Origin of the sequence: Paenibacillus sanfengchensis, from assembly GCF_036864765.1 — a bacterium.
GTDB classification, from domain to species: Bacteria; Bacillota; Bacilli; order Paenibacillales; family Paenibacillaceae; genus Fontibacillus; species Fontibacillus sanfengchensis.
In genome coordinates this window covers 153,554-179,711 of the sequence record NZ_JBAGJC010000003.1, presented here as the reverse complement: position 1 = coordinate 179,711, position 26,158 = coordinate 153,554, and the positions used below count along the sequence as shown (strand labels likewise).

The 26,158-nt window shown below is 54.6% G+C and carries 25 protein-coding genes, 2 tRNA genes, 1 riboswitch and 1 other annotated feature; of the genes, 20 read left to right on the top strand and 7 right to left on the bottom strand.

Translation table 11 applies throughout. The features are described 5' to 3' along the window. Nucleotides 1-22: 22 nt before the first annotated feature. From V4U84_RS07075 to V4U84_RS07065, 3 genes are all read left to right on the top strand, one after another. Nucleotides 23-99 (top strand) — tRNA-Pro (locus tag V4U84_RS07075). A gap of 18 nt (nt 100-117) precedes the next feature. Then, nucleotides 118-188 (top strand) — tRNA-Gly (locus tag V4U84_RS07070). Nucleotides 189-466: 278 nt separating this feature from the next. Then, nucleotides 467-1,465, top strand: a complete 999-nt coding sequence (locus V4U84_RS07065) for a YsnF/AvaK domain-containing protein (protein WP_334073810.1) — start codon at nt 467-469, stop codon at nt 1,463-1,465. 45 nt (nt 1,466-1,510) lie between these two features. Here the strand turns inward: V4U84_RS07065 and V4U84_RS07060 are convergent, their stop codons facing one another. Next, a complete protein-coding gene (locus tag V4U84_RS07060) occupies nt 1,511-1,720 on the bottom strand; it encodes a YwbE family protein (RefSeq protein ID WP_334073811.1) in 210 nt (69 codons plus the stop codon). A gap of 149 nt (nt 1,721-1,869) precedes the next feature. Further along, nucleotides 1,870-2,169 (top strand) — a binding site (T-box leader). A gap of 69 nt (nt 2,170-2,238) precedes the next feature. Between V4U84_RS07060 and pheS the strand changes: the two genes are divergently transcribed. The 3 genes from pheS (at nt 2,239) to V4U84_RS07045 (ending at nt 7,410) form a co-directional block, all read left to right on the top strand. Beyond that, nucleotides 2,239-3,273 (top strand): phenylalanine--tRNA ligase subunit alpha, encoded by a 1,035-nt coding sequence (pheS, locus tag V4U84_RS07055; RefSeq protein WP_334073812.1) that lies wholly within the window; start codon nt 2,239-2,241, stop codon nt 3,271-3,273. 27 nt (nt 3,274-3,300) lie between these two features. Further along, nucleotides 3,301-5,751 (top strand): phenylalanine--tRNA ligase subunit beta, encoded by a 2,451-nt coding sequence (gene pheT, locus V4U84_RS07050; RefSeq protein ID WP_334076969.1) that lies wholly within the window; start codon nt 3,301-3,303, stop codon nt 5,749-5,751. Nucleotides 5,752-5,862: 111 nt separating this feature from the next. After that, complete coding sequence (locus V4U84_RS07045) at nt 5,863-7,410, top strand: cell division protein ZapA (RefSeq protein WP_334073814.1); 1,548 nt, start codon at nt 5,863-5,865, stop codon at nt 7,408-7,410. A 50-nt stretch (nt 7,411-7,460) separates the two neighbouring features. On the opposite strand, the gene V4U84_RS07040 is transcribed toward V4U84_RS07045, so the two are convergent. Next, nucleotides 7,461-7,835 (bottom strand): cupredoxin domain-containing protein, encoded by a 375-nt coding sequence (locus V4U84_RS07040; RefSeq protein ID WP_334073815.1) that lies wholly within the window; start codon nt 7,833-7,835, stop codon nt 7,461-7,463. Between the two features lie 207 nt (nt 7,836-8,042). Continuing rightward, nucleotides 8,043-8,390, bottom strand: a complete 348-nt coding sequence (locus V4U84_RS07035) for a phage holin family protein (protein ID WP_334073816.1) — start codon at nt 8,388-8,390, stop codon at nt 8,043-8,045. Nucleotides 8,391-8,542: 152 nt separating this feature from the next. On the opposite strand from V4U84_RS07035, the gene V4U84_RS07030 reads away from it, so the two are divergent. The 4 genes from V4U84_RS07030 (at nt 8,543) to V4U84_RS07015 (ending at nt 13,327) form a co-directional block, all read left to right on the top strand. Then, nucleotides 8,543-10,906 (top strand): endonuclease MutS2, encoded by a 2,364-nt coding sequence (locus tag V4U84_RS07030; protein ID WP_334073817.1) that lies wholly within the window; start codon nt 8,543-8,545, stop codon nt 10,904-10,906. 15 nt (nt 10,907-10,921) lie between these two features. Further along, nucleotides 10,922-11,338, top strand: coding sequence for a DUF350 domain-containing protein (locus V4U84_RS07025; RefSeq protein ID WP_334073818.1), 417 nt, complete (start codon nt 10,922-10,924; stop codon nt 11,336-11,338). A 147-nt stretch (nt 11,339-11,485) separates the two neighbouring features. Beyond that, complete coding sequence (locus V4U84_RS07020) at nt 11,486-12,013, top strand: hypothetical protein (protein ID WP_334073819.1); 528 nt, start codon at nt 11,486-11,488, stop codon at nt 12,011-12,013. A gap of 111 nt (nt 12,014-12,124) precedes the next feature. After that, a complete protein-coding gene (locus V4U84_RS07015; RefSeq protein ID WP_334073820.1) occupies nt 12,125-13,327 on the top strand; it encodes an MFS transporter in 1,203 nt (400 codons plus the stop codon). 52 nt (nt 13,328-13,379) lie between these two features. Here the strand turns inward: V4U84_RS07015 and V4U84_RS07010 are convergent, their stop codons facing one another. Further along, nucleotides 13,380-14,603, bottom strand: a complete 1,224-nt coding sequence (locus tag V4U84_RS07010) for an NAD(P)/FAD-dependent oxidoreductase (protein WP_334073821.1) — start codon at nt 14,601-14,603, stop codon at nt 13,380-13,382. 197 nt (nt 14,604-14,800) lie between these two features. On the opposite strand from V4U84_RS07010, the gene V4U84_RS07005 reads away from it, so the two are divergent. The 7 genes from V4U84_RS07005 to V4U84_RS06975 all read left to right on the top strand — a co-directional run bounded on the left by V4U84_RS07005 (nt 14,801) and on the right by V4U84_RS06975 (nt 19,919). Continuing rightward, entirely contained in the window at nt 14,801-15,301 is a 501-nt protein-coding gene (locus V4U84_RS07005) for an Lrp/AsnC family transcriptional regulator (protein WP_334073822.1), read from the top strand. 13 nt (nt 15,302-15,314) lie between these two features. Further along, entirely contained in the window at nt 15,315-16,526 is a 1,212-nt protein-coding gene (locus V4U84_RS07000; RefSeq protein ID WP_334073823.1) for an aminotransferase class I/II-fold pyridoxal phosphate-dependent enzyme, read from the top strand. A gap of 148 nt (nt 16,527-16,674) precedes the next feature. Further along, on the top strand, nt 16,675-16,923 hold the full coding sequence (locus V4U84_RS06995) for an aspartyl-phosphate phosphatase Spo0E family protein (protein ID WP_416367224.1): 249 nt from the start codon (nt 16,675-16,677) through the stop codon (nt 16,921-16,923). Nucleotides 16,924-17,050: 127 nt separating this feature from the next. Then, nucleotides 17,051-17,620 (top strand): cob(I)yrinic acid a,c-diamide adenosyltransferase, encoded by a 570-nt coding sequence (locus tag V4U84_RS06990; RefSeq protein WP_334073825.1) that lies wholly within the window; start codon nt 17,051-17,053, stop codon nt 17,618-17,620. Next, nucleotides 17,617-18,585 (top strand): RluA family pseudouridine synthase, encoded by a 969-nt coding sequence (locus V4U84_RS06985; RefSeq protein ID WP_334073826.1) that lies wholly within the window; start codon nt 17,617-17,619, stop codon nt 18,583-18,585. Before V4U84_RS06990 ends, V4U84_RS06985 begins: the two co-directional genes overlap by 4 nt. Nucleotides 18,586-18,613: 28 nt before the next feature. Next, nucleotides 18,614-18,979, top strand: coding sequence for an arsenate reductase family protein (locus tag V4U84_RS06980; RefSeq protein ID WP_334073827.1), 366 nt, complete (start codon nt 18,614-18,616; stop codon nt 18,977-18,979). 43 nt (nt 18,980-19,022) lie between these two features. After that, the gene (locus tag V4U84_RS06975) at nt 19,023-19,919 is read left to right on the top strand and encodes a 5'-3' exonuclease (RefSeq protein ID WP_334073828.1); all 897 of its coding nucleotides are present in this window, start codon (nt 19,023-19,025) and stop codon (nt 19,917-19,919) included. A gap of 417 nt (nt 19,920-20,336) precedes the next feature. On the opposite strand, the gene V4U84_RS06970 is transcribed toward V4U84_RS06975, so the two are convergent. After that, entirely contained in the window at nt 20,337-21,329 is a 993-nt protein-coding gene (locus V4U84_RS06970; protein ID WP_334073829.1) for a helix-turn-helix transcriptional regulator, read from the bottom strand. 108 nt (nt 21,330-21,437) lie between these two features. On the opposite strand from V4U84_RS06970, the gene modA reads away from it, so the two are divergent. After that, complete coding sequence (gene modA, locus V4U84_RS06965) at nt 21,438-22,277, top strand: molybdate ABC transporter substrate-binding protein (RefSeq protein ID WP_334073830.1); 840 nt, start codon at nt 21,438-21,440, stop codon at nt 22,275-22,277. A gap of 6 nt (nt 22,278-22,283) precedes the next feature. Continuing rightward, entirely contained in the window at nt 22,284-22,952 is a 669-nt protein-coding gene (gene modB, locus V4U84_RS06960) for a molybdate ABC transporter permease subunit (protein WP_334073831.1), read from the top strand. Nucleotides 22,953-22,962: 10 nt separating this feature from the next. Here the strand turns inward: modB and V4U84_RS06955 are convergent, their stop codons facing one another. Continuing rightward, nucleotides 22,963-23,265 (bottom strand): DUF3055 domain-containing protein, encoded by a 303-nt coding sequence (locus V4U84_RS06955; protein ID WP_334073832.1) that lies wholly within the window; start codon nt 23,263-23,265, stop codon nt 22,963-22,965. 243 nt (nt 23,266-23,508) lie between these two features. On the opposite strand from V4U84_RS06955, the gene V4U84_RS06950 reads away from it, so the two are divergent. Further along, nucleotides 23,509-24,519 carry an HRDC domain-containing protein gene (locus V4U84_RS06950; protein ID WP_334073833.1) on the top strand — a complete coding sequence of 337 codons (1,011 nt, stop codon included), beginning with the start codon at nt 23,509-23,511 and terminating at the stop codon, nt 24,517-24,519. Nucleotides 24,520-24,610: 91 nt separating this feature from the next. Here V4U84_RS06950 and corA read toward each other — a convergent pair whose 3' ends face one another. Further along, nucleotides 24,611-25,546 (bottom strand): magnesium/cobalt transporter CorA, encoded by a 936-nt coding sequence (gene corA / locus V4U84_RS06945; protein ID WP_334073834.1) that lies wholly within the window; start codon nt 25,544-25,546, stop codon nt 24,611-24,613. 414 nt (nt 25,547-25,960) lie between these two features. Further along, nucleotides 25,961-26,089, top strand: a riboswitch (SAM riboswitch). Nucleotides 26,090-26,158 lie beyond the last annotated feature (69 nt).

Genomic DNA, 26,158 nt, shown 5'->3' with positions numbered 1-26,158 from the left:
GGTTGACCTGTGACGAAGCTTTCGGGACGTAGCTCAGCTTGGTAGAGCACCTGGTTTGGGACCAGGGGGTCGCATGTTCGAATCGTGTCGTCCCGACCATTAAAGTCATATTTATATGCGGGTGTAGTTCAATGGTAGAACTCCAGCCTTCCAAGCTGGTAGCGTGGGTTCGATTCCCATCACCCGCTTTGCAATTAAACCCTTGATTTACAAGGGTTTTTTGTTTGCCTTTTTTTCGACGTCTTTAAGCGTATGGGGCAGATTGCGGGGCAATTTGATCTGTTTTGGAGCAGGTCCGTCTTTGGCGAAAACTTTATATGAGGAAAGAAAAGATAAGGCCCCGCCGGCATAAAACTGGTGGGGCCTTACACGCGTGTAAAATGTTTGTTGAAAAGACTGGAAGTTTGAACGCCGGGCCAATGGTTAATTATGTTCTGAACTCAATCTACATCAGGAGGTAATCGACATGGCAAAAAACAAAATTGTTGGTGTTTTTGCATCCGAGCGGGATGCGTCCAAGGCGATTCTGGACTTGCAGGGATTGGGGTACAAACCGGAGGATATTTCAGTCATCGGAAAAAATAAAGGGGACATTCATGACATTCACGAAGAAACGGGAACCAAAGCGCCGGAAGGAATCGCGGCCGGCGCGGCGACGGGCGGCTTACTTGGCGGTGTTGCCGGACTTCTGGCGGGCCTCGGAGCGTTGGCCATTCCGGGCATCGGCCCGATCGTGGCGGCGGGCCCGATCGCCGCGACGTTGACCGGGGCCGCTGTCGGCGCCGGTACCGGCGGATTGGTCGGCGGTCTGGTCGGGCTCGGCATTCCGGAGGAAGAAGCCGAGGAATATGATGCCTTTGTTAAGCACGGCAGAATTCTGGTGTTGGTCGATGCGGATGAGGTCCAGGAGACATGGGTTTACGGCATTTTCCGTAACCATCATTCCTTGAATGCCCATAATTACCGGGACGTCAAACCGACGGAAACACGAGAACCTGCGGGCACCTTCTACCAGGAGATGGCCACGTTGGAACGGACTCCGGAGCCGCTGGCGGAGGACGGCAGGGTCGAGCGGCGCATGCCGCTGCGCGAGGAGCAGTTCGACATTTCCAAGCACCGTGAGCGTGCGGGAGAAGTGAATTTGCGCAAGGAAGTAGTGGAGGAGCAGCAAACGATCGACGTGCCTGTAAGCCGGGAAGAGGTCGTGATCGAGAAAAAGGTGGTCCCCGAAACGGCGGGCGAAGCGATGGGTGAAGGACCGATAGGGACCGGCGAGACGATCCGCATCCCGGTTTCGGAGGAGCGCGTAGAGGTCACAAAACGGCCGGTGGTCACGGGCGAGGTAGAGGTTCATAAGCGCGAGGTGCAAGACACGGAGCAGGTCCGGGATACCTTGAAACGGGAAGAAGCCCGGTTGGACCGGAACGGGAATCCGAGAGTGACCGGGGATACGGAACTGGACTAATCTAAAAAGACGGAAGGACGGCCCAGGGGGCCGTCCATTCATCATTTATGCGCCGTCGCCGCCGGATATGATCTGCTTAACCCGTCCGACCTGGCCATCTTGAAGCCGGACCTTGATCCCGTGGGGGTGATTGGGGGAATTGGTCAAAATATCCTTCACGACGCCCCGTGTGAGCCGGCCTGTTGACTGGTCTTTTTTTAGGACAATGTCCACGGTGATCCCCGGTGTAATGTTTTTGCGTAAATTACCGTTCATAAAGTTTGCTCCTTAGATCCATAATGTTATAACCTTCTCGAAGTACGCGCTTCCTGTCTACGATACCATAGGCCGGGCCGGAATCCAAAGCGGGGCCATCGGCTTGCCATAAGCGCTAACTTTGCATATAATAGCAGTTAAGTCAAAAAACAAATGCGATGATGGAGAAGAGTAGGCAGAAGCCTCCTTACAGGGAGGAGACGTCGTGGATTGAGAACGTCTCTACGGAAACAGGCTGCCGAAGTTCGCTCCGGAGCAGTTCCTTGAACCCGCGGAAGCGTGAATTCGGCTTCGTATGCGTGCATTAGGGGAAACCGGCCGCGACCCGTTACGTCGATGAAAGTGAGAGTCTATATTCCCAGGCTAAGTTCCGCTCGTTTAAACAGCGGGAAATGTCGGTGCGGACGAGGCTCTAACAAGGGTGGTACCACGGTCTTTTCGTCCCTTTTCGGGAGAAAAGGCTTTTTTGTTTTTCCGTGATGAATCCATCATTTATACAGCTTAAGGAGGATTTGCCGATGAAAGAACGTTTGGAAGCACTCAAGCTTGAGGCGCTGGAGGAGCTCGGCCGGACGGCCGATGCGGGGCAGTTGAATGACCTGCGCGTCAAATATTTGGGTAAAAAAGGGGCCTTGACGGAAATTTTGCGCGGCATGGGCGCGCTTAGTGCGGAGGAACGCCCGGTGATCGGACAGGTTGCCAATGAGGTGCGCGGAGCGATCGAGTCGCTGATCGACACGAAGCAGCAGGAATTCCAGCGCCAGGAAACCGAGCGCCGGCTCGCCGCCGAAAAGGTCGATGTGACTTTACCCGGCCGGCCGATGAAACAGGGGGCGGTGCATCCGCTGAACCAGGTGATTCAGGAGATCGAAGATATTTTTATCGGGATGGGGTACCGGATCGCGGAGGGGCCTGAGGTCGAAACCGATTATTACAACTTTGAGGCGTTGAATCTGCCGAAAAATCATCCGGCCCGGGACATGCAGGATTCCTTTTACCTGACGGAGGAACTGCTGATGCGTACGCAGACCTCCCCGGTGCAGGCCCGCACCATGGAAGCGATGGAAGGAGAAGTGCCGATCAAGGTCATCTGTCCGGGGCGCGTTTTCCGCCGCGACGACGACGATGCCACGCACTCCTTCCAGTTTCATCAAATCGAAGGCCTGGTCATAGGCAAAAGAATCCGGATGAGCGATTTGAAGGGGACACTTCTGGAATTCACCCGTAAAATGTTCGGCGCAAATACGGAAATCCGCCTTCGCCCGAGCTTCTTTCCTTTTACCGAGCCTAGCGTAGAGGTGGACGTCACTTGCGTGAAATGCGCGGGAAGCGGCTGCAGGGTTTGCAAAAATTCCGGCTGGCTGGAGATTCTGGGCAGTGGGATGGTGCATCCGCGCGTGCTGGAGATGGGCGGTTACGATCCGGAAATCTACAGCGGCTTTGCGTTCGGCATGGGCGTCGAGCGGATTGCGATGCTGAAATACGGCGTTGACGACATCCGTCATTTCTACAATAATGATCTGCGCTTCCTGCAGCAGTTCGCCAGAATCTAGCCTCACGGAGAAGGAAGGAGAAAGAATATGAAAGTATCCGCCGAATGGTTGTCACAATATGTATCTTTGGATCAGGTCGATGTGCTGGAACTGGCTGAGAAAATCACCCGTTCCGGCATCGAGATCGACTCGGTCGAAAACCGCAATAACGGAGTCTCCCAGGTGGTGGTCGGCTTCGTCAAGAGCAAGGAGAAGCATCCCGATGCTGACAAACTGAATGTTTGTCTTGTGGATGCCGGGACCGGCGAGGAGCTGCAAATTGTTTGCGGCGCGAAAAATGTGGCGGCCGGTCAAAAGGTGCCCGTCGCCCTGGTGGGAGCGAAGCTTCCCGGCGGCCTGGAAATCAAAAAGGCGAAGCTGTGGGGCGTCCCTTCGCAGGGAATGATCTGTTCGGCCAAGGAGCTCGGCCTCAACGAAAAGTTGTTGCCGAAGGAGCAGCAGGAAGGGATTCTGGTGCTGCCGGAAGACAGTGAAGTCGGTACGCCGATTACGAAACTGCTGCAGTTGGACGACCAGGTCCTCGACTTCGATTTGACGCCGAACCGTTCGGATTGTCTCAGCATGCTTGGCGCCGCTTATGAAGTCGCCGCGATCCTGGGCCGGGACATCCGTCTCCCGGAACCGGAACAAGAGCTGGCGGAAACCGCCGAGCCGGCCAGCGGCAAAGTTTCCGTGAGGAACGCATCCCCGGAGCTGTGCAGCCGATATGCGGTGCGTTATATCTCCAACGTGACGATCGGGACTTCTCCGCTGTGGCTGCAAAACCGGCTGATGGCCGCGGGCATTCGCCCGATCAACAATATCGTCGACATCACCAATTATGTGATGTTGGAATACGGCCAGCCGCTGCATGCCTTCGATGCCGACAAGATTGCCGGAGGCGCGATCGGGGTGCGCACCGCGAAGGCGGGAGAAACCTTGGTGACTCTGGACGGGCAGGAACGCCGGCTGGAGCCGGGAGCCCTGCTGATCGTGGACGGGGAGGACCGGCCGGTCGGGCTGGCTGGCGTCATGGGCGGACTCGATTCCGAAGTGACGGAGAATACGCGGAATATTATCCTGGAATCCGCGAAATTCGACGGGTCCATTGTACGGAAAACCTCGCGTCAATTGGGGCTGCGCTCCGAAGCCTCGCAGCGCTTTGAGAAGGAAGTGGATCCGGCCCGGGTGCTTCCGGCTCTTGACCGTGCTGCCGCCTTTATGGCCCGCTTGGCCGGCGGCCAAGTGCTGCAAGGCGTGGTGCAATCCGTCGTTTCCGAGGAGCGGGACCGGGTCATCTCCCTTTCCCTGGATAAATTGAACGAATATTTGGGAACGGAAATTTCTACGTTGGAAACGAAGGCCCTATTGAGCCGCTTGAATTTTGCTTTCGCCGAAACGTCGGAGCAAGTGCTGGAAGTCAGCGTACCGACCCGCCGCGGCGATATTACCCGCGACGTCGATTTGATCGAAGAAGTGGCCCGTTTGTACGGCTACGATAATATTCCGACAACGGTCATTGAAGGGCCGACGACGGCAGGCGGATACACGAAACCGCAAGCGCTGCGCCGTGCGGTCCGCAGTATGCTGGTGCATGGCGGATGGCAGGAAACCATGGGGTACTCTTTCATCCGGGAAGGCGCCTCCCGCAAATTCCCCGAGCTTGGCGAAGGCGGATTCGAAGTCAAGCTGGCCATGCCTATGAGCGAGGACCGCAGTGTGCTGCGGAGCAGCCTGCTGCCGGGATTGATCGATATGGCGCAGTATAACCGGAACCGCAAGCAGGAGGATCTCGCCCTGTTCGAGATCGGAACCGTATTCCAAGGCACCGATCCCTCTATGACCGCCCAGCCCCGCGAAGTATCCGTGCTCGGTCTGCTGCTGACCGGAAGCCGCGGCGTAAAACGCTGGAATACGCCGGCCGAGAAGGTCGACTTCTATGATTTAAAAGGCGCGCTGGAAAGCCTGTTTGAATACCTGGGTCTCCACGGGCAAGTTTCTTATGCGGCGGATCAGCCGCAGGGCTTCCATCCCGGACGGTCGGCTTCCATTTACCTGGACGGCCCGGCGGGCAACCGGAAGATCGGCACCCTCGGACAGCTTCATCCGGAAGTACAGCTGGAGATGGATCTGGATGACACTTATGCGGCTGAGCTTCTCCTGGAGCCGCTGTACGAGCAGGCGGGCGAAACGGTTTCCTACCGCGACCTGCCGCGCTTCCCGGCGATGCAGCGGGATATCGCTGTCGTGGTGGATGCCGGAGTGGAGGCGGCCTCGCTGATCTCCGCCATTCGTGCAACCGGAGGCGATCTGCTGGAGGCGATCGAGGTTTTCGATATCTTTACCGGCAGCAAGCTTGGCGAAGGCAAGAAGAGCGTGGCGCTGTCCCTGACTTACCGGAATATGGAGCGGACGCTGACCGATGAAGAGATCGCCGAGGCCCACGGTAAGGTTGTGGCTGCGTTGGAGCAAACTTTTGGGGCCGAATTGCGAAAATAGCAGGAATTAAACAAAGTCACATCGAATCAGTCCTTAAGCAAATATTCGATGTGACTTTTGTTCAAATACAGACATCTGAGATGAAACCCCGACCGAAGGAGGCACTTGGCTGTGAATAACCCTGACCGTATTAGTGTAAATGTGGAAATATACGGCACTTCTTATAAAATCGTGGGTAATAATGCGGACTATACCAAGCAGGTAGCCCGACGCGTCGACGAGCAAATGCGCTCCATCGCCAAGATGTATACCCATCTCGATACGCCGCGGCTGGCGGTGCTCGCTGCTGTCCGCATGGCGGAGGAAGCGGTGAGAGCGGAGCAGCTTCAGGATGAATTGGACCGGACATTGCGGGACAACGCAAGCCTCGCCCAGGAGATTTCGGTGATGCAGGCGATCCAGATGAAGCAGGAGCATGATTACAAGGAGCTGCAGGAGCAGCAGCATCAATTGAAAAGCGACAAGAAGCAGCTTGCTGAAAAGGCGGGCCAGGCCGAGGCCGGACTGAAGGAGCGCGAGGAAGAGCTCCTCAAAGCTACGGCCCGGATTCAAGAGCTGGAACGGCAGATCGCCGAGCAGCGCGGCAGCAATGGACAGCTGCAGGCGAAGCTTCGCTCGGTGGAGCAGGATGTCCGCAAAGCGAAGGAAGAGCGCGAGCAGTTGCAGCAGCAGCTTAAGGCGTCCGTGCAGCGGGAGGAAGCGGCCAAGACGGCGGAGCAGCGGGCGAAAGAGCACGGCATGAAGCTGGAGCAGCAGCTCAAGCTGGCGCACCAGTCGATTCAGGCGGCCGATGCCGAAGCCAAGAAGCATACCCGTTTGCTCCAGGAGGCCCAGGAACGCGAGAACAAACTGCGCTCGGAGCTGACGGCAGCGGTGCAGAACGAGAGTTCCTGGCACAAGCTGGCCGAGAAGCGAAACGAGGAGCTGAACCGGCTGGAGATTACTCTGCTGGAAGCGGAAGAGCGTGCGAAATCGCTGGAGGAACAATTCCAGACCGTCACTGGAGAACTGGAGGCTGCGAAACAGCAGAGATTGTCGGAACAAGAGAAATCCGCTCTGCTGAAAGAGGAGCTCCATACCTTGAAGGCCAAGCTTTCGCAAGCCGAAAACGAGCGCCAGTCCGCGAAGAAGGCGGCAGAGCTGGCTGACGAGGACAAGCGGCATCTGGAGGAAGAGAGCGGGCGACTGCGTTTGCGGCTTGAGGAAAGCGAGCGGGAAACGCAGGAATATATGACATTGGCCGAGGAATTGGAGGAATCCCGAAAGGCGGCCGAGCGGCGCGAAAGCGAATGGAGAGAACACCTTGCGGCGGCGCAGCAGGAACTGGTGTCCTGGCGGGAAACCGAGGCCGAATTGCAGCGGCAGCTGGCGGAATGGCAGCAGGAATGCGCGGCCGGCAGCGAGCGGTCGTTGACCCTATCCGCGGAATATAGTGAGCTCGAGAAGCAGAAGGAAGAGATCGCCGCGCAATTGCAGCAGATTACGGACAGCTACGAAATTATCTCTCACGAGTTTCGGCTGCTTCAGGCCGAGCGTGAGGTGGAACGCGAGAAGGTTCAGCAGCAGGAAGAGGAGTATCGCCGTTTGAAAGACGACTACGCCAAGCTGCAGAACGAGTACAACGAATGGATCGAACTGATTGAACAGGACCACAATTAGGAAAATGAAATGGCAGAGCCCCCGGCTGGAAAGCCGGGGGCTCTATTCTACTATTCCACGATAATTTTGGAGATCATCGAACCGTGTCCGCTTCCGCACATAATGGAGCAGGCGACTTCATACTCTCCCGTCTCCTTCGGGATGATGACGGCGGAATTTTTCTTTCCATCCAGGTGAAGCTTGAGGCCCGGGACGAGAATGCCGTGATTGCCCTCCACATTTTTGAACGTGATTTTGACGGGGACGTCTTTCTTCAGGCGATACTCCGCTTGATCGAATTTGTAGTTGGTGGCCTCGATCACCAGCTCGGCCTCCGGCTTCACATTGCTTTCCGCGCTGCTGTTTCCGGAGCCATTGCCTCCGCCGCAAGCGGCCAACAGGAGAATTAGAACAGAAGAAATTAAAACGGCAACTGATTTTTTCACGTTAATCCCTCTCTGTATGCGTTTTTTTTGACAATATCAAGAACATTATAGCGCAGACGAGGGAAGGAAATCGAACAAGATTTTGAAGGAATCGTGAATTCAATGGGTGGAAACAGGACAAATCCGTCCGGGACGCGGACGGATTTGTTTCGCTCCTGTTTGGGGTTGATCGCGGACGGTTCAGGTTTTCAGGTTCCGGTTCACCGATTATTTTCCGGCGTCAAACGGTGTGGATACCGGAATGAACAGGTCGATGATCCCGATGGCCAACGCGGCCAGCAAAGCACCGATCATGGACACGGATACGCCTGAGACGATAAACTGGGCAAGCCAGATCACCAGGGCGCTTGTGATAAAACCGACGATGCCCCGTCCGAACGGAGTTACCTTTTTACCGAAGATGCCCTCAATCGCCCATCCAATCAAAGCTATAACGAGCGCAAGAAGCAGGGCACTGCCGAAACCGCCGATGCTGAACTGCGGAACGATCCAGCCGACGACCAGCAGAACGAGAGCCGAGACGATAAAGCGGACGACATGTCCCAAAAAATTCATGGCACTTGGCCTCCTTCTTCAAAATAACGTGTGATAATCCTCAATTATCATGTTCCGAACGGGGCTTTTTTATGTACGCCGCTGCGGAAATGGCGAAAAATAGCCTCATTCGCTATAATGGGATCATAGCCCGAGGGGAGTAGTGAACGTTCTTGGACGAGAAAATTTTGAAAACAATGGAATATCCAAAAATCATAGAACAGTTGGTGAAGTATACGCAAACACCGATGGGCAGGGAATCGGCAGAGGAACTGTCTCCCGTGACAGGCCTGGAGGATGTGAAGCGGTTGCTGCAGGCCACGGAGGAAGCTTTCACCGTCGACCGGCTGAAGGGTTACCCCTCATTCGGCGGCGTCGTGGATATCGTTCCCGCAGTTAAACGGGCGCGGATCGGCGGGACGCTGAATCCGCATGAATTGCTCGGCATCGCCACCACGTTGGAGGGGTCACGCCGAATCAAGCGCTTTTTGGCCAATATGCATGAGGACCATCCGATTCCGCTGCTCTTTACGCTCAGCGATTCGCTTAGCGAGCAGAAGCCGCTGGAGGAAGCGATCAAGCGCTGTATCGACGAAAGCGCGGAAGTGATGGACTCGGCCAGTGCCGAGCTTGCCCAAATCCGCCGCGAACTGCGCGGCGGGGAGGTACGGATCCGGGAGAAGCTGGACGCGATGATCCGTTCCTCAAGCGTGGCCAAAATGCTGCAGGATCAACTGATCACGATCCGCGGCGACCGCTTCGTTATTCCGGTCAAGGCGGAATACCGGTCGCATTTCGGCGGTATCGTGCACGATCAGTCCGGCTCCGGGGCCACCTTGTTCATCGAGCCCGAGTCGATCGTGGCGATGAACAACAAGCTGCGCGAAACCCGGCTGCGCGAAGAGCGCGAGATCGAGGTAATCCTGCAGAAGCTGACCGCCCTGGTCGGCGAGCAGGCCGAACTGCTGTTTTATGACACCGATGTGCTTTCGCAACTGGATTTTATCTTCGCGAAAGCCCGCCTGGCCCGCGAAATGAAAGCGGTCCTTCCGCGCATGAACGACCGCGGCTTTATGAAGCTGCGGCGGGGCCGCCATCCGCTGATTCCGGCGGAGCAGGTTGTGCCGATCGACGTGGAGCTTGGCAACCAGTACTCGACCATCATCGTCACTGGCCCGAATACGGGAGGGAAGACGGTTACCCTGAAAACGATCGGCCTGCTGAGCCTGATGGCGATGTCCGGCTTGTTCGTACCCGCAGAGGAAGGAAGCCAGCTCTGTGTCTTTGACGCCATTTACGCCGATATCGGGGATGAGCAGAGCATCGAGCAAAACTTGAGTACGTTCTCCAGCCACATGACCAACATCATTTCCATCTTGAACAAAATGACGCCGAAGAGCCTGGTGTTGCTGGATGAAGTTGGCGCGGGCACCGACCCGGCGGAGGGATCCGCCTTGGCGATCGCCATCCTGGAGCATATCCATGCTTTGGGCTGCCGGATGGTGGCGACAACGCACTACAGCGAGTTGAAAGCCTACGCCTACGAACGCAAAGGGGTCATCAACGCCAGCATGGAGTTCGATGTCAACACGCTGAGCCCGACCTATCGCCTGCTGGTCGGTGTTCCGGGCCGAAGCAACGCGTTTGCGATCGCCGAGCGGCTGGGTCTTCCCGGCAGCATTCTGGAATATGCCCGCGGCGAAGTCAAGGAAGAAGACCAGCGGGTGGAGCATATGATCGCCTCGCTCGAAGAGAACCGCAACGTGGCCGAGCAGGAAAGGGAATCGGCGGAAAAGCTGCGGAAGGAACTTGAGTCTCTGCGCAGCCGTCATGCCGCGGAGCTGGAGAAGCTGGAGCAGCAGAAGGACCGCAGGCTGGAGAAGGCCGAGGAAGAAGCCCGGACGATCATAGCCAAGGCTCGCGGCGAGGCCGAGAAAATCATCGACGAGCTGCGCAAGCTTGCGCTGGAGGAAGGCGCCTCCGTGAAGGAGCATAAGCTGATCGCCGCCCGCAAGCAGTTGGACGAGGCCGAGCCTCAGCAGCGCAAGAAGGCGGCGGGGCGCAAAGCGAGCAAAGCTCAGCGGCAGATCGAACCCGGCGATGAAGTGATGGTCCACAGCCTGAACCAGAAAGGACATATCGTGGAACTGGCCGGCGCCAAAGAAGCGCTCGTTCAACTCGGCATTATGAAGATGAAGGTGTCGATCGATGATCTGGAACTGATCGGCTCGCCCGCCCCGGCCAAACAGGCGCAGCGTACGGTTGCCAACGTCAAGCGCACGCGGGATGACCAGGTCCGCAGCGAGCTGGATCTGCGCGGGGCCAACCTGGAGGAGGCGCTCATTGAAGTCGACCGGTTCATCGATGAAGCCTATTTGGCCAATCTCGGCCAGATCTACATCATTCACGGCAAAGGCACGGGCATACTGCGTACCGGGATTTCGGATTACCTGCGGAAACATAAGCACATCAAGAGCTACCGACTTGGAAATTACGGGGAAGGCGGTACCGGTGTGACGGTGGCCGAGCTGAAATAACGGGAGGGAAGCGATTTGAAGGAAACCATTGATCCGTTGCTGGAACAGCCGATCGGCCTTATGGCCGGCTATTTTTCGGTGGCGATAGTTGAATTGATCGTATTTCTTTCCTGCTTTGAACTCGTCACCAGGTACCGTTGCTGGCATGAAATCAAACGGGGAAATATGGCGGCATCACTCGCCACGGGCGGCAAAATTTTCGGGCTGTGCAATATTTTGCAGTATGCGACCGCCCGTCCCACGATTTACGATTTCATGTCATGGTCCTTTATCGGAGCTTTTCTCTTGTTTCTGGCTTATATTATGTTTGAGTTCTTGACCCCGGTTTTTCATATCGACAAGGAAATCGCCGCCGGCAACACTGCCGTGGGATTTATAGCGATGGCCGTCTCGGTATCGGTATCCTTTGTGATCGGAGTTTGTATAGCATAGGAGGAGAGCGGCATGTTGAAGAACCTGGTCAGGGTTTTATTCGTGGCGGCGATGCTGTTTCTGGCTGCCGGTGTCATCTATTTATGGAATGCGTAACCTGCGTTCCGGTGCATTTGATAATTTGTTAAAAGGAAGGAGGGGCCGTCCATGGAAACGACGATTTGCCCCTGGTGTCAGACCGAAATCGTGTGGGATGAGGAGCTCGGACCGGAGGAAGAGTGTCCTTATTGCCATAATGAGCTGAAGGGCTACCGCACGCTTAATATATCCATCGGCTCCACTGAGGGGTATGAGGAAGAGGAAGAAGCGGATGACGACGAAGCGGCGGAGTTCTGGGAAGAAGAAGATGCGAGCCATCTGAACGCCATTCGGCGGTTGGAGGCGTTCAGCGCGGCCGGCGGGGACCTCTTGGCCTATGAATCCGGCGTGGAGAAAATTTTGGATCGGCAGGATGAAATTCCGGAATGTCCGCACTGCCGGGAGTATATGATGTTCGCGGGGACTCAGCTGCTGGGGGGAGATTTTGCTCCGGCAAAGCAGGAAGACCATGAGCAACCGCTGGTGGCCAGTACGGCCAAACTCAACGTGTTCGTATGCTCCGCCTGCTTTCATGTGAGCCGGTTCTTGTCGGAAGACGACCGGAATGCTTTAATTCGGACGGTTAGTGGCCAATAGTACGTTTGAGGGCTTTTTCGCCAGGGATGCGCGAAAAAGCCCTTTTTTGTGTTGGTTCCCTCCATTTTGGGCATCTTACAAGATACACCTTATCGCTGGAGGGGCACATGCATGAAACGTTCGCTTAACGGGCAATCCCGGCTCCTGTTAGCCGTCAACGGGCTTTTCGTCCTGGCGGGTGCGTTATCGGGAACCTTCCTGAACGTATATTTATGGAAAACCAGACAGGATTTCGCAATGATCGGCTGGTTCACTTTCAGCCAGCAGCTAGCGCTCGGACTGACGTTTTGGATTGCCGGCAAATGGGTGAAAGAGCGGGACAAAATGATTTCGCTCCGGCTCGGCATCGTCGTTTCCGGGCTGTTTTATTTACTCGTTCTTTGGGCCGGTCCGCATACGGTTGATTACATTTGGCCGCTGGGATTTCTGTTCGGCATCGGTTCGGGTCTGTTTTGGCTCGCCTTTAATGTCGTTTACTTTGAAGTCACCGACATGGAGACCAGAGACCTGTTCAACGGCTGGGTAGGCATTTTAGGCTCGGTGATCGGAATTTTGGGTCCATGGGCATCCGGCGGCCTCATTTCCATCATGAAGGGGGATACGGGGTATCGGGTTATTTTCACCCTGTCGCTCGTGGTTTACGGAATTGGTATCCTGCTCAGCTTTCGCTTAAAAAAGAGAAAACGGGGCGGCACCTACCACTGGATGGATCCCTTTCGCCATTTTCAAAAGAACAGTCCCTGGCGGCAAGCGGTTCCGGCCTCGGCGGCACATGGTCTGCGGGAGGGGGTATTTTCCTTCCTGGTTACTCTGCTGGTTTATATCAGCACCTCCGCGGAATGGAAGGTCGGGCAATTTTCGTTCGTGACTTCACTGGTCTCGCTGGTCAGCTTTTGGGCGGTCGGAAAATGGCTGAAAATCCGCTACAGGTATTACGGAATGCTGATCGGCGGATTGCTGATCACGGCGGTGATCGGCCCGCTTCTTTGGAAGGTCAACTATTTGACGCTGATGTTGTTCGGGATCGGCACTTCCCTTTTTATGCCGCTGTATTTGCTGCCGGTGATCTCCTCGGTATTCGATCTGATCGGCAAAAACCAGGACAGTGTGGAGCATCGCGTGGAGCTGGTCGTGTTGCGCGAGGTGAGCATAATGGCAGGCCGGCTTGCGGGCACCTTGTTGTTTATCGTTATTTTTGGGCTGGCTCCTCGGATGAGTACCGTCACGTGGTTAATGATCGGACTCGGAGCAACGCCCATCCTCAGTTGGATCGCGATTCGCAAATTGCTCAGGCAACCGGCCGATACGGCGTAAGCGAATCCCCCGCCAGTTCATGCCGGCCGGGGGATTCAGTTCTAAGGAGCTTCTATAGCGGAGAAGGCCTGGTGCTTCTGGACAAAGAAAACCAGTCCATATCGGGCCGGGGTTTCCCGGCCAGCTTATCGGTGATCATGCGTGCGGCCAACATGGCGCAAACCGTTCCGTTACCGCCGTAATTCTCTAAAAAGTAGCAATTCGGATAATCCGGGTGCGTTCCGATATAAGGTAATCCGTCCCGGGTTTCCCCAAAGACCGCGCCCCAAGCATAGGCGGTTTTAAGCTGTTTTTTTCGGGGAAAAAGAGCATGAATATGCTCCAGAAGCTTGTCGCTTTGCCGCAATTCCCTGCCTTCTTGCAGCCCCCCGCCCTTAAGCGGCTCATCCAAGCCGCCGGCCATAATCCTTCCGTCGGGCGTGGTCCTTAAATAGAGATAGGGTCTGGCCGTCTCCCAGATCAGGGCGCCTTCGTGCCAATCGCGGAAATGGTCCGTAGGCTCGGTAACGACGACATAGGTGGCGGCCAGTGAGGCTCCCGGCTCTTTTTTTAACAACTGGGTTTCATACCCCGTGGCGAAAATAACCTGCTGCGCATGAATCAACACTTGTCCGGAGCGGCAGACGACCCCGTCCTCCTGAAAGCTCCACCCCGTTATGGGGGAGTCCTCAAAAATCCGGACCCCGTTCGCTTCGGCTTCTCCCAGCAAGCTGTGAGTCAAAGCGACAGGATGAATCTCCGCGTCGCCCTGGGTGTAGATGGCGGCGGGCCTGCGGAACGGAAAACGTGTGGCCAACTCGGCCTCATCCCACCATTCCACGGAGAAGCCGTGCCGCGTCAACGTTTCGTATTCCCGACGGAGCAAGGCAACCTCCGCTTCCCGGCTGGCCAGATACAGACTGCTGCGCTCCTGCAAAGGATACTCGGGAGCCAGTTCCCGGCCGATTTCTTTCAGCTCGATCAAGGCTTCCTGGCACAGCCGGTAATAATGAACGGCAGCTTGTTCGCCGAATGTATGAATGAGAGAAGTAAGCGTTTTGTCGTTGGCATATTGCAGTATACCGGTGTTGGCCAGGGTGCTGCCCGAGGCGATGCGATTTCTTTCCGCAAGCAGGGCGGAAATCCCCAGCTTCCCAAGAAGATAAGCGCACAGCGCGCCGCTGATACCCCCGCCGATAATCAGGCAATCGCAGGCCAGGTTTTCGGTTAAGGCCGGGTAACGGGGAATCCGCTCCATATTCCGGTGCCAATAGAAACTGCCCGTATGTAATTGCATTCGTGGTTCCTCCTCGACTTCTGCCTTACTCCATATTCACCGCTTTAAGGAAAATTTAACCGGGCTTGAAATCTTCCATGCCGCGGACGTTTTTCTTTGCAGGATGCCCAATATCATGTAATATAAGTATTAAATTTAGATTCCGAGGGCACGAATTTAGAATAGACGGTCATCGGAACAGCGCTGGAGGATGAGGCATGAAACAATTGAGCGAATTGAAGCTGAAAGTGCTGGATCTTCTGAAAGAGGACGCCCGCCGGGATCCAAAATTGCTGGCAACCCTGCTCGGTGTAACCTCCGAAGAGGTTGCGGCAGCCATCGCGGAACTGGAAGAGGATCATGTCATTGTAAAATACGCTACCGTCATCAATTCCAGCAAATTGGATGATGAGAAAGTGACGGCGCTGATCGAGGTACAGATTACTCCCGAACGGGGCCGGGGCTTTGAAGCGATTGCGGAACGGGTCTATCTTTTTCCGCAGGTCAAGTCCGTGTATCTCATGTCCGGGGCCTATGACCTGCTGGTCGAAGTCGAAGGGCGCAATTTGAAAGAGGTGGCCAGCTTCGTCTCCGACAAGCTGTCTCCACTGGAATCCGTACTTTCCACAAAAACGCATTTTATTCTTAAAAAATATAAGCAGGACGGTATCATTTTCGAAGACCCGGAAGAAGACCGCCGCCTGATGATATCTCCGTAAAGGAAGTAATGCTATGAGTGTACAATCACAAGGACAGGCAGAAACGGCCGGCAAATCCATGACATCTTACCTGGCGCCCCGGGTCAGAGAAATTCAGCCTTCGGGCATTCGGCGGTTTTTCGATCTCGCCAGCGGCAACAAGGACATTATCACGCTGGGGGTAGGCGAACCGGATTTCATCACCCCTTGGCATGTCAGAGAAGCTTGCGTTTACTCGCTAGAGAGGGGATTCACAAGCTATACGAGCAACGCGGGAACACCGGAACTGCGCGAAGCGATCGCCGAATATTTGTACAACAGCTATTCCGTGAAATATAGTCCGAAAGATGAAATTTTGGTCACCGTGGGCGGCAGCGAAGCGATTGACCTGGCTCTTCGCGCCTTGATCGTGCCCGGAGACGAGATTTTGGTCCCGGTTCCTTGTTATATCTCCTATTCCCCGATCACGCAGGTCGGAGGCGGGGTTCCCGTGGAAATCGAAACCTTTGCCGAGGATAATTTCAAATTAAAGCCGGAACAGCTTAAAGCCAAAATTACGCCGAAATCGAAAGTGCTGATTTTGAACTATCCGAGCAATCCGACCGGCGGAATTATGAGCTATGAAGATTGGCTGCCGATTGCCAAGATCGTCGAGGAGAACGACCTGATCGTGATTTCCGATGAAATTTACTCCGAATTGACCTATGGAGAGAAGCATGTCAGCTTCGCCTCGATTCCGGGCATGAAGGACCGGACGATCTTGGTGAACGGCTTCTCCAAAGCCTTCGCGATGACCGGCTGGCGGATGGGCTATGCTTGCGGGCATCCCGATCTGATTTACGCCATGCTGAAGATCCACCAATACACCGTGATGTGCGCGCCCGTGATGGGGCAGGTGGCAGCGTTGGAGGCACTGAAGAACGGCTTGCAGGAGAAGGACCATATGGTCGAATCCTACAATCAGCGCAGAAGATTGATCGTGCAGGGGCTGCGGGATATCGGTCTGACCTGCCATGAACCGCAGGGCGCATTCTATGCCTTCCCGAGCATCTCATCGACCGGCTTGAGCTCGGATGAATTTGCGACGAAGCTTCTGCTTGAGGCGAAGGTAGCTGCCGTGCCGGGGAATGTGTTCGGTGCGGGGGGCGAAGGCTTCCTTCGCTGCTCGTATGCGACTTCCGTATCGCAGATTAGCGAAGCGCTGCATCGTATGGGAGAGTTCATTCACAAATTAAAAATGGGCTAAAGCGAAGGGAACCTACCCGGGAAATGGGGTTAATTAACATTTCTTTCATTTTTTAATTGATTACTGTCCAATTGGCATGGTATAATTTCATTTTGGAAGAGATTTAATTTCTCAGGGAGGGATACGTTTGGGTTGTGGTGAATACGATATGCCTTATGACATGGCCGGGATTGTGATCGCTGAAGGCAATCAATCGAACCAATGGATAAACGAAGTCGATTGCAAGGCTTCACCACAAGCAATTTCCTTGGAGGATGAAATCCATTTATTGCGGAGTAAAATGGAGATGCTATTTCAGCAGGAAAATTCGTTTACTTCGGACATCGTGATTGAAATCAGCAGTTTGCTGGATTTGAAAATCAATGAGTTTATGAGGATCCGCCGGGACGGCAAATAGCCCTTTCTGCAGGCTGACCGCGAACCGGAATAACGTGATATCCAGAGCATACCAAAGAAGATCCTTCAAGGATCTTCTTTTTTAAATATGTGGTATATTGGAACTTAAGAAAAAGGGGGCTATTGAAATGGCGATATACACACGAACCGGTGACCAGGGGCATACTTCGGTGATTGGCGGGCGGGTTGACAAGGATGACATCCAGGTTGAAGCCTATGGCACGATCGACGAGTTGAACAGCTTTGTCGGTTTGGCGGGGAGCTATGCCGATGACGCACTTTTTGCCGATTTGAAGGAAGATCTGGAGCAGATTCAGCAGGAATTGTTTGATTGCGGATCCGATCTTGCCTATGCCAAGCTCGAAGAGCGGCCGTATAAGGTCGGAGCCGATTTGGCGGAGCGTCTGGAATCCTGGATCGATCGCTACCAAGCGGAAAATCCTCCGCTCGAGAGGTTTATTCTGCCGGGGGGAACGGCTCTATCCTCCGCGCTGCATGTGTGCAGAACGGTCTGCCGCCGGGCCGAACGGCAAGCGGTATCGCTGAGCAAGAAGATGGATGTGAACTGGGAAGCGATCAAATATCTGAACCGCCTTTCGGACTTTTTCTTTGCGGCCGCCCGGACCGCTAATGTCCGTCAGCAGACCCCGGATGTGGAATATGTGCGAAGTGCGAAGGTGTTCGGCAGAAAATCATGACCGCTTATTATAGACCGATTACGTATACCGTTACTGAAAATGAAGACGGCTGGCTGCTCAAAACCGTCCTGCAGCGAAAGCTCGGAGTCTCCCGCAAGCTGCTGTCGCGCATCAAGCTGACGGAACGGGGCGTCATGCTGAACGGAGAAAGGGTGTATATCAGCGTACCCGTTAAAACGGGCGATCTGGTCGCCATCTCCTTGGAGCAGGAGGTCTCGGACGATATTTTGCCGCAGCCGATACCGTTTGAGATTGTATTTGAAGATGATGCGCTTCTGATCGTCAACAAGGCGCCGGGCGTGATCGTTCATCCGACCCATGGCCATTATACGGATACGCTGGCGAACGGGGTCGTGCACTATTGGCGGGAAAAAGGGGAGCAGGTCCGCTTTCGTCCCGTTCACCGGCTGGATCAAGAGACCAGCGGGCTGGTGGCGATTGCGAAAAACGCTTATATCCACCAGCATATTTCCGAACAGCTCATCGCGGGAAAAGTGACAAAAAAGTACACGGCTTTCGTTTACGGCTGTCCCCGGCCGGACGAAGGGGTAATCGACGGCCCGATCGACCGGGATCCCGCGGAGCCGCACCGCCGTATCGTTACTCCAACCGGATATCCGGCGCTGACTTTTTACAAAGTCTCCGCATGTTACCGGGCGGGAGCGATGGTAGATTTGCGGCTCGGGACGGGCAGAACGCATCAAATCCGCGTTCATATGACTTCGATCGGGCATCCTTTGATCGGGGATAAGATGTATACGGGGAGCGGCGGCAAAGGGCTGGAGCCTGAGGGGCAAACGCCCGGGGATGTATTGCCGTTCGACGGCGTTATTCAGCGTCAAGCCCTGCACGCTTCCGAACTGGGGTTCCGCCATCCCCTTACGGGGGAGACGCTGCTTTTTCGCGCGCCCTTGCCCGAGGATATGGAGAACCTGCGGCGAAAGCTGCAAGAGTTAGTTAGGTAGTGAGTTAGCAAGTAGGAGGAATCATACGATGAAAGAATTGAAAGTCTACCAATATCCGCCCTGCGGCACCTGCCGCAAAGCGGTGAAATGGCTGGAGGGCCAGGGCTACACACTGGACTCGCGGAACATCAAAGAGACGCCCCCAAGCGTAGAAGAGCTGGTGGAGATGGTCTCGCTGAGCGGCCTGGAATTGAAGAAATTTTTCAATACCAGCGGCGATGCCTACCGTGAAATGGGGCTGAAAGATCAATTGCCCGCCATGTCCCGGGATGAGCAATTGGCCTTGCTCGCTTCGAACGGAATGCTGATCAAGCGCCCGTTGGTGACGGACGGCAAGCAGGTGACCGTAGGCTTCAAGGAAGACATGTTCGAGAAGACTTGGCGAGAGCAATAATCATGGGAGGTATCCCATAGAACGAAAGGAAGCGAGCGAAATTATGAACACCGGACAAAGCGGACGGGAGAGCATTCTGCTGGTTGACGGGATGGCATTGATGTTCCGCGCCTATTATGCTTCGGCGGCTACGGGATATATCCGGCGCACGAAGGCGGGGCTGCCTACGAATGCGGTTTATGGGTTTATGCGTTATTTTTGGGATGCGGTGCAAAAATTTTCCCCGACGCATATCGCCTGCTGCTGGGATTTGGGCAGCAAAACGTTCCGGACGGAGCAGTTTTCGGCTTATAAAGGCAACCGCTCGGAGGCGCCGGATGAACTGATTCCGCAGTTTTCGATCATACGGGACGTCATGGAGAGCTTGGGCATCCCCAATGTCAGCAGCCCGGGCTATGAGGCGGACGATTGCATCGGTACACTGGCCGCCCGGTTCAGCCCCGACATGCAGGTCTTCATCCTTACGGGGGACCATGACATGCTGCAGCTGGTGAACGAGTGGACAAGCGTTATCATTATGAAAAAAGGCCACGGGAATTATATGGTCTATACGCCTGAATCCCTGATGGAGGAAAAGCAGCTGGCTCCCCGCCAGATCATAGACTTGAAAGGTCTTATGGGCGACACCAGCGACAACTATCCCGGTGTGCGCGGAATCGGCGAGAAAACCGCGTTGAAACTTGTACAGGAGCACGGCTCGGTGGAGGGGATTCTGGACAATCTTTCCGCCTTGTCCAAATCGGTCCGTACCAAAATCGAGAACGACTTGGACATGCTGCATCTGTCGAGACGGCTGGCGGAGATCCGCTGCGATGTGGAATTGGAGTGCTGTATCGACGAGTGCCGGTTTGAAATGAACGCGGCCTCGGTCGCTTCCAAATTCGAGGAGCTCGAAATGGCCAGCATCGTTTCGTGGATGGGACTGGCGGCCACGCCGTAATGAGTGAACAAGTTGCGGCAACTTCGTGTAAATGAAAAGCAGCGATTCTTCCTTACGGGGGAATCGCTGTTTTTTTGTGGTGTCCGGTGCCCGCAAATTCTCCGGCCGTTCACTGCGTTAGCGGCCTTTTGCGGCGCTATTTCGGTCCGATTCGGCTCTTGGGTGATAATAGCGGTTCAAAAAGGCCTTATTTCCCTAAAGTGGAGCCCAAAATCTGGTTTCGACCCTCATTTTCCCAAAATAAGGACCAAAAACTCCGCTATTCCGTACGAAGGAGCCAAATTCGACAAAATAGCGCCGCTTAAGGCGCTTAAGGCTCTTATTCACCTGCCCGGCTTCAAAGGGAAGCGGTCAAGGGCGATCGGCGTGAGGAACCCTCTTTAATTTGACGGCGGTGCACTTCTAGTGTGTGAGTTATCAAACTTCACTATCGTACAAAACCTGTCCGCTTAAAGACAAATCGTATCCTTGAATGGAGGCCAGCTCTTGACGGAACTCGGGTGATTTGACGGTTTCAAGGAACCGGTCGATCCAAGGAGCCGTTTCCTTCTTTTTGAGAACAACGAGGTCGTATCTTTCCTGAATCAAGGGGATAAAATCGACCTCGGCGATCAGGGACACGGCGTTTTCGATGCCGACGCCGACATCGGCCTGCCCTGCCGCAACCTTGCCGGCGACCGCCAAATGGCTCGTTTCTACCTCCCCATACCCGTCGATTCCGGTGCGGGAGATGCCGTGCAGACGCAGTTGCTCGTCCAGGAGCACCCGGGCCCCGGAACCGATTTCGCGGTTGATCAGTCTGATGCCTTTGCGTCCGAGATCGCTCCAGGTTTTCAACTGCTTAGGGTTCCCGCGGCGTACATAGAGTCCCGCCTGGCGAAGCAGCAGGTTGATCACAAGATAAGAATGGCCGGTAAGAATTTTGTTGATGTATGGCAGATTGTATTCCCCCGTGTCCCCATCCAGCAGATGCGTGCTGACGATGTCGCTGTTCCCTTGATACATGGAGATCAGCCCGTCGAGACTTCCGTCATGGGAGCGGAGCGGACGCAGTTCCGGATTGGCGCGTTCAAGATGCTTGGCCAGTAAATCGAGGCTCAGATCCTGCCCGGTGATGACCAGGGTGCCCGGAACCCGCGAAACGTCCGTGGACTGGCGTCTTTTCTCAGCCGCCGCCGGCTGCGGCGGAAGGCTGCCGCCAGACAGTAACGTCTCGCTTTGAGGCGCGGGATGGAGAGCCCCGCCTTTGGCTATTCTTTTGTACTGCTCCAAATCATCCGCATCGATACGCATTTGTTTCCCGACACGGTACGCGGGCAGGCTGCCCTTTTTGATCAGGTCGTACACCGTTAACTTCGATACTTTTAACAGCTTGGCAACTTCCTCGGCTGTATATGAAATCTCGCTCATCCGGAGACCTCCAATTGACGATTTTATGTCTAATTATAACTGGTTATATTCAAATATAACAAAATAGAATAGAATATATTTAACTAATACTATGGGAGGCATACATATATGCTGCGATTCCTTGATTCCCGTTTCCGCGCGGGAACCCTCGTTTTTATTTTGCTGCTTATCACCGGTGTTATTACCTCCTGCGGAACACCGACCCAACAAGCGGCCATACAACAGGCGGCGGCAAGCTCCGAAACAAAAGAGAACGTGACGCTCACCGTTTCGGCGGCGGCCAGTTTGAAAGGGAGTCTGGAAGAGATTGCGCCGCTCTTCGAAAAAGAACACCGGAATATTCGCCTAACTATGAATTTCGGAGCTTCGGGTTCCCTGCAAAAACAGATCGAGCAGGGGGCACCCGTGGATCTGTTTCTATCGGCAGGCCAAAAACAGATGAACGCCCTGATCGACAAAGGGCTTATCAAGCCCGAGAGCAAAATGGACCTGCTCTGCAACCGACTCGTTTTGGTTCTGCCCGCCGACGCTTCGGGCAAGCTTGCCTCCTTGGCGGATTTGAAGAACGCGAATTTCGGGACGATCGCGCTTGGAGAGCCCGAGGTGGTCCCCGCGGGGGCATATACCCGTGAAGCTTTGGAGCACAACGGACTATGGGAATCTCTTTCTCCCAAAATGGTATTCGCCAAAGATGTCACCCAGGTGCTGACCTATGTGGAATCCGGGAATGTGGACGCCGGGTTCGTTTATGAGAGCGATGCGAAAGGATCCCCGAACATCAAAACCGGGCTTGTCGTCGACGAAAAAAGCCATGCACCTATTCTTTATCCGGCAGGTGTCGTGACCGCCTCCGAATTCCAAGAGGAAGCCGGCCAATTCCTGCAATTTTTACAAACCCGGGAGGCGCGTCAAGTGTTTATGGACCATGGGTTCACGGTTCCGGAGTAAGCGGCCATGAACCCCGCTTCTTTCTGGTCTCCTGTCGTCCTGTCCCTCAAAGTGTCCTTGCTGGCGGGGACGCTCGCCTTCTTGCTTGCCGGATATCTGGCCTGGATCATGACAGGAAAGAAATTTCGCGGGAAAATCGTGCTTGAAACGGTCTTTATGCTTCCCATGGTGCTCCCGCCTACCGTAGTCGGGTTCCTGCTGCTTATGGCCTTCGGACGCAGAAGCTTTATCGGCCGGTGGTTCGAAGCGCTATCCGGCTTGCCGATCGTGTTTACCTGGGGAGCGGCCGTCTTGGCCGCCGCCGTCGTCGCGTTCCCGTTGGCGTATCAGTCGGCCAAGGCCGGCTTTGCCTCCATCGATCGGGACCTGTTGGCCGCCGGCCGGTCGCTGGGAGCCTCCGAGCTCCAGCTATTGCTGCGGGTCGCAATCCCGCTTGCCGGACGTTCCCTGACGACAGCATTTGTGCTGTCCTTTACCCGAGCCCTTGGCGAATTTGGAGCGACCCTAATGCTGGCCGGCAACATCCCGGGAAGAACGCAGACGCTGCCGACGGCCATTTACATGGCCGTGGAATCCGGCGATACCGCGTCAGCCTGGGCTTGGGCGGGATGGATGGTACTGATTTCATTCCTGCTGCTGGCGTGCTTTGGCCCGCGGGCAGAACGAAAGGAATAACCACCCGGGTCTAATCGGTGAAATAAGCGTCTCCGACAACCTGGTACAAAAAGCTGCGCAGTTCGCCGCCCTCTTCTTCATTTAGCGCGAAAACATGCTCCAGGTACCCTTCTTCCTCCAGGTCGTCGGTGCCTAAGATTGCGGTCTTTCCGTTCTGGAGATCGGTGACAAGTTTCTTGCCGTAAAAACGGTTAGTCGTGGTAATCGCCAGGTCAAAGCGTTTTAAGGAATTACCGATAAAAGTGACAAAACGGGTCGATGTGCTTTCCGTGCTGTCGGATAAAAAGTCCAAATCCTGATTCGATACGGTCATAGCATGGCCTCCTAAGAAACGAGTTGTCTTCTGTCATTATAGCGGATAATCGGTCGCTCGTGGAAATGAAGGGGGGTCAAAATAATCCGGATTGACAATCTCCGAAAAAATGGTATCATTAGGAATAACAGTATACGACTTGAGGAAGCACCTCTCTTGAATCATTCAGGAGAGGTGCTTTTTGCGTTTTGGGAATGGATGGAAACGCCTGTCGTTGCTGACAGTCGAAGGAGGTTAGAAGGGATGCGGATTGTTTTTCTGAACAGCCTGGAGAAGAAGGAGAGCGGAGTAACCGCCGGCGATGCCCAGGTGTGGATCGGCGAAGAGGATGGGATTTGGAGGATAGGCTGGAACGAATCGACGGGAGAGGGGGAGAGTGAGACGATTTGGTACGAAGGCGGCTCCTGGTCGGAAATGCTCCATATTTATCGGCACAGGCTGGTTATAAAGCTGGGCGAAGGCTTCCGTCCGGTGATCGAAGGGATATGGGATGAGAGGGAGGAGTTTCACGGAAGGGGCATGGCCGCACAGAGGCTGATTTGTTACAGCGAGCTTCATGAGAACGAACCGCTGTACAATGAACTGTGCGGCTGGCGGCGGAAGAAAGCCTCCGCAGAGCGGAAGGCTCCCTATCTCATCGCCAGCAACCGGCTGCTCCGCCTGATCAGCGTATTCCGGCCGCGGACAACGGACGAACTGCTTCAGTTGCCCGGCGTCGGGGAGAACAAGGCGGCCGAATACGGACCCGAACTGCTTGCCTTAACCGGGGCGCAGGACGGAGAGCGGCCGGGAGAGTTTCCGCTCGATTGGGTTGAACGGGTCATCGACGAAGACACCTTCCGTTCCTGGATGTATAAGCAGAAGGAAGTCAAATTCCGCATGGAGATGGAGAAGTTCAGCCTGCGGCGCCAGGCTCTGGAGGCCATGGCCCAAGGCCAAAATTTGGGAGGGGTCTGCGAGCGGACGGGGCTTGAACGGAGGGATGCCGTCGAATTGCTAGAGCAATTCGAGAAAGATGGATACACGACCGAGGCCTTGGTTCAGTTGGAGCTGAAAGACATGCCGGCGGAAGAGAAAAACGCGGTCTGGCAGGCGTTTGAGGAACTGGGGGACGGTTTTCTCAAGCCCGTATTGCAGCGGGCCTACGATCAGGAGACGATCGATGCGGCGAACCTGGATCAGCTCTATGAGCGCATCCGTCTGCTGCGTCTCTCCTACCGTCGGCATAAGGATAACGCGCAGAAAGCCGGTTAACTTTCAAAAACAAAACAACGCCTTTTCTCCATCCAACCCGAAAGGAGGGTGAGGCGGAGAAAAGGCGCTGTATATTATAAACAGGTTCGTATTATATCCAGTCCCGTTTGCGGAACAAGTAGAACATTCCGGCACCCAGGACGACCATGACGCCCAGGACAACATAGTAACCGTATTTCCAATCGATTTCTGGCATGTGTTTGAAATTCATCCCGTATATACCGGTAATCAGGGTCAGCGGGATGAAAATCGTCGTGATGGCGGTAAATACGCGCATGATTTCATTGGCCCGGTTGGCGATCGCCGCCTGATAAGCTTCTCGCAAGTTCCCGATCAATTCCCGAAAAGTATCGAAGTTTTCGGAAATTTTAACTGCATTTTCGTATATATCGCTAAAATATTTTTGCAATTGATCGTCGATCAGGCGCAAATCTTTTTTATTTAAAATATTGATGACTTCTTTTTGAGGGCCAAGCATTTTCTTCAACCACAAAATCTCGCTTCGCAAACCGATGATCTCGTTCAGGTGCGAACGTTTGGTGTGCATCAAAATATCCTCTTCCAGCTTTTCGATCTTGACTTCGATCCGGTCGCCGACAGAGAAGTAGTTGTCGACCACGAGGTCGATAAGAAAATAAAGAAAACGGTCGGGCTCGCTGACTTCCTGTTCCCAGAGAATCGGCTTGACGGCCCGGAGTTCGTTGATTTTCTGCTTGGTCACGGTGATGATGTAGTGTCTTCCCAGAAAGATGTTCAGCGCCCGCAGAAAGATTTCCTCGTCATCATAACGGATGCTGTTAACTACAATAAAGTAATGGTTGTCGTAAGTTTCGATTTTCGGACGCTGCTCCTCCTCGGACAGGCAGTCCTCAACGGCAAGATCATGCAGCGAGAACAGCGGCTGAAGCAGCTCCAGGTCCTCAACGTCCGCGTCGATCCAGTAGAAGCCTTCCTCAGGCGGGGTTGTCGTGAGTTCCACGTCTTCGACCGGTTTAAATACACCGGCCACCACATGACGGATTTTCATACCAATCACTCCCTTTTCCGGCTTAGGCAGCCGGGATATGCTCATTTTTTGTGAGCACAGGAAAGGGATCAGCACGGCGAACGCCGAAAAAAGGCGTTTTATGAAAACACCGGGAAAAGAAAGTGCCCGTTACTCTCCACGCGGCGCCTGCTGATCGGTTTCCTATGCGGTTGTTTCTTCAGGTCCATGCGCTGCGGACTCGGGTCGCCTTCCATTTCTCGGATTCACCTCTTTACTATGGGTTTATGGGGTGCCTCTTAAGCACTTGTCTAGTATAACGCCGGGGATTGAATTGTTTCAAGCCAAAAAGTTGTGGATAAAAATTGACGCACAGCTTGTTAAAAAAGAGAATTCATGTATAATGAAATCAACCTGTTTCAATTTGAATTTTAAAAACAGAATATTGAGACGATTTTCTTATCAAGAGTAGGTGGAGGGACTGGCCCGATGATACCCGGCAACCGGCGATACGTCGCACGGTGCTAATTCTTGCAGAGCTTAAAGAGCATGATGTGATGCACTTAGGTTTCTGAGAGATGAGAGAGGCGCATTCAGGAATAAATGATGACCTTTCTCTTTGGAGAGAGGTCTTTTTCTTGTTATTGCCCGCTT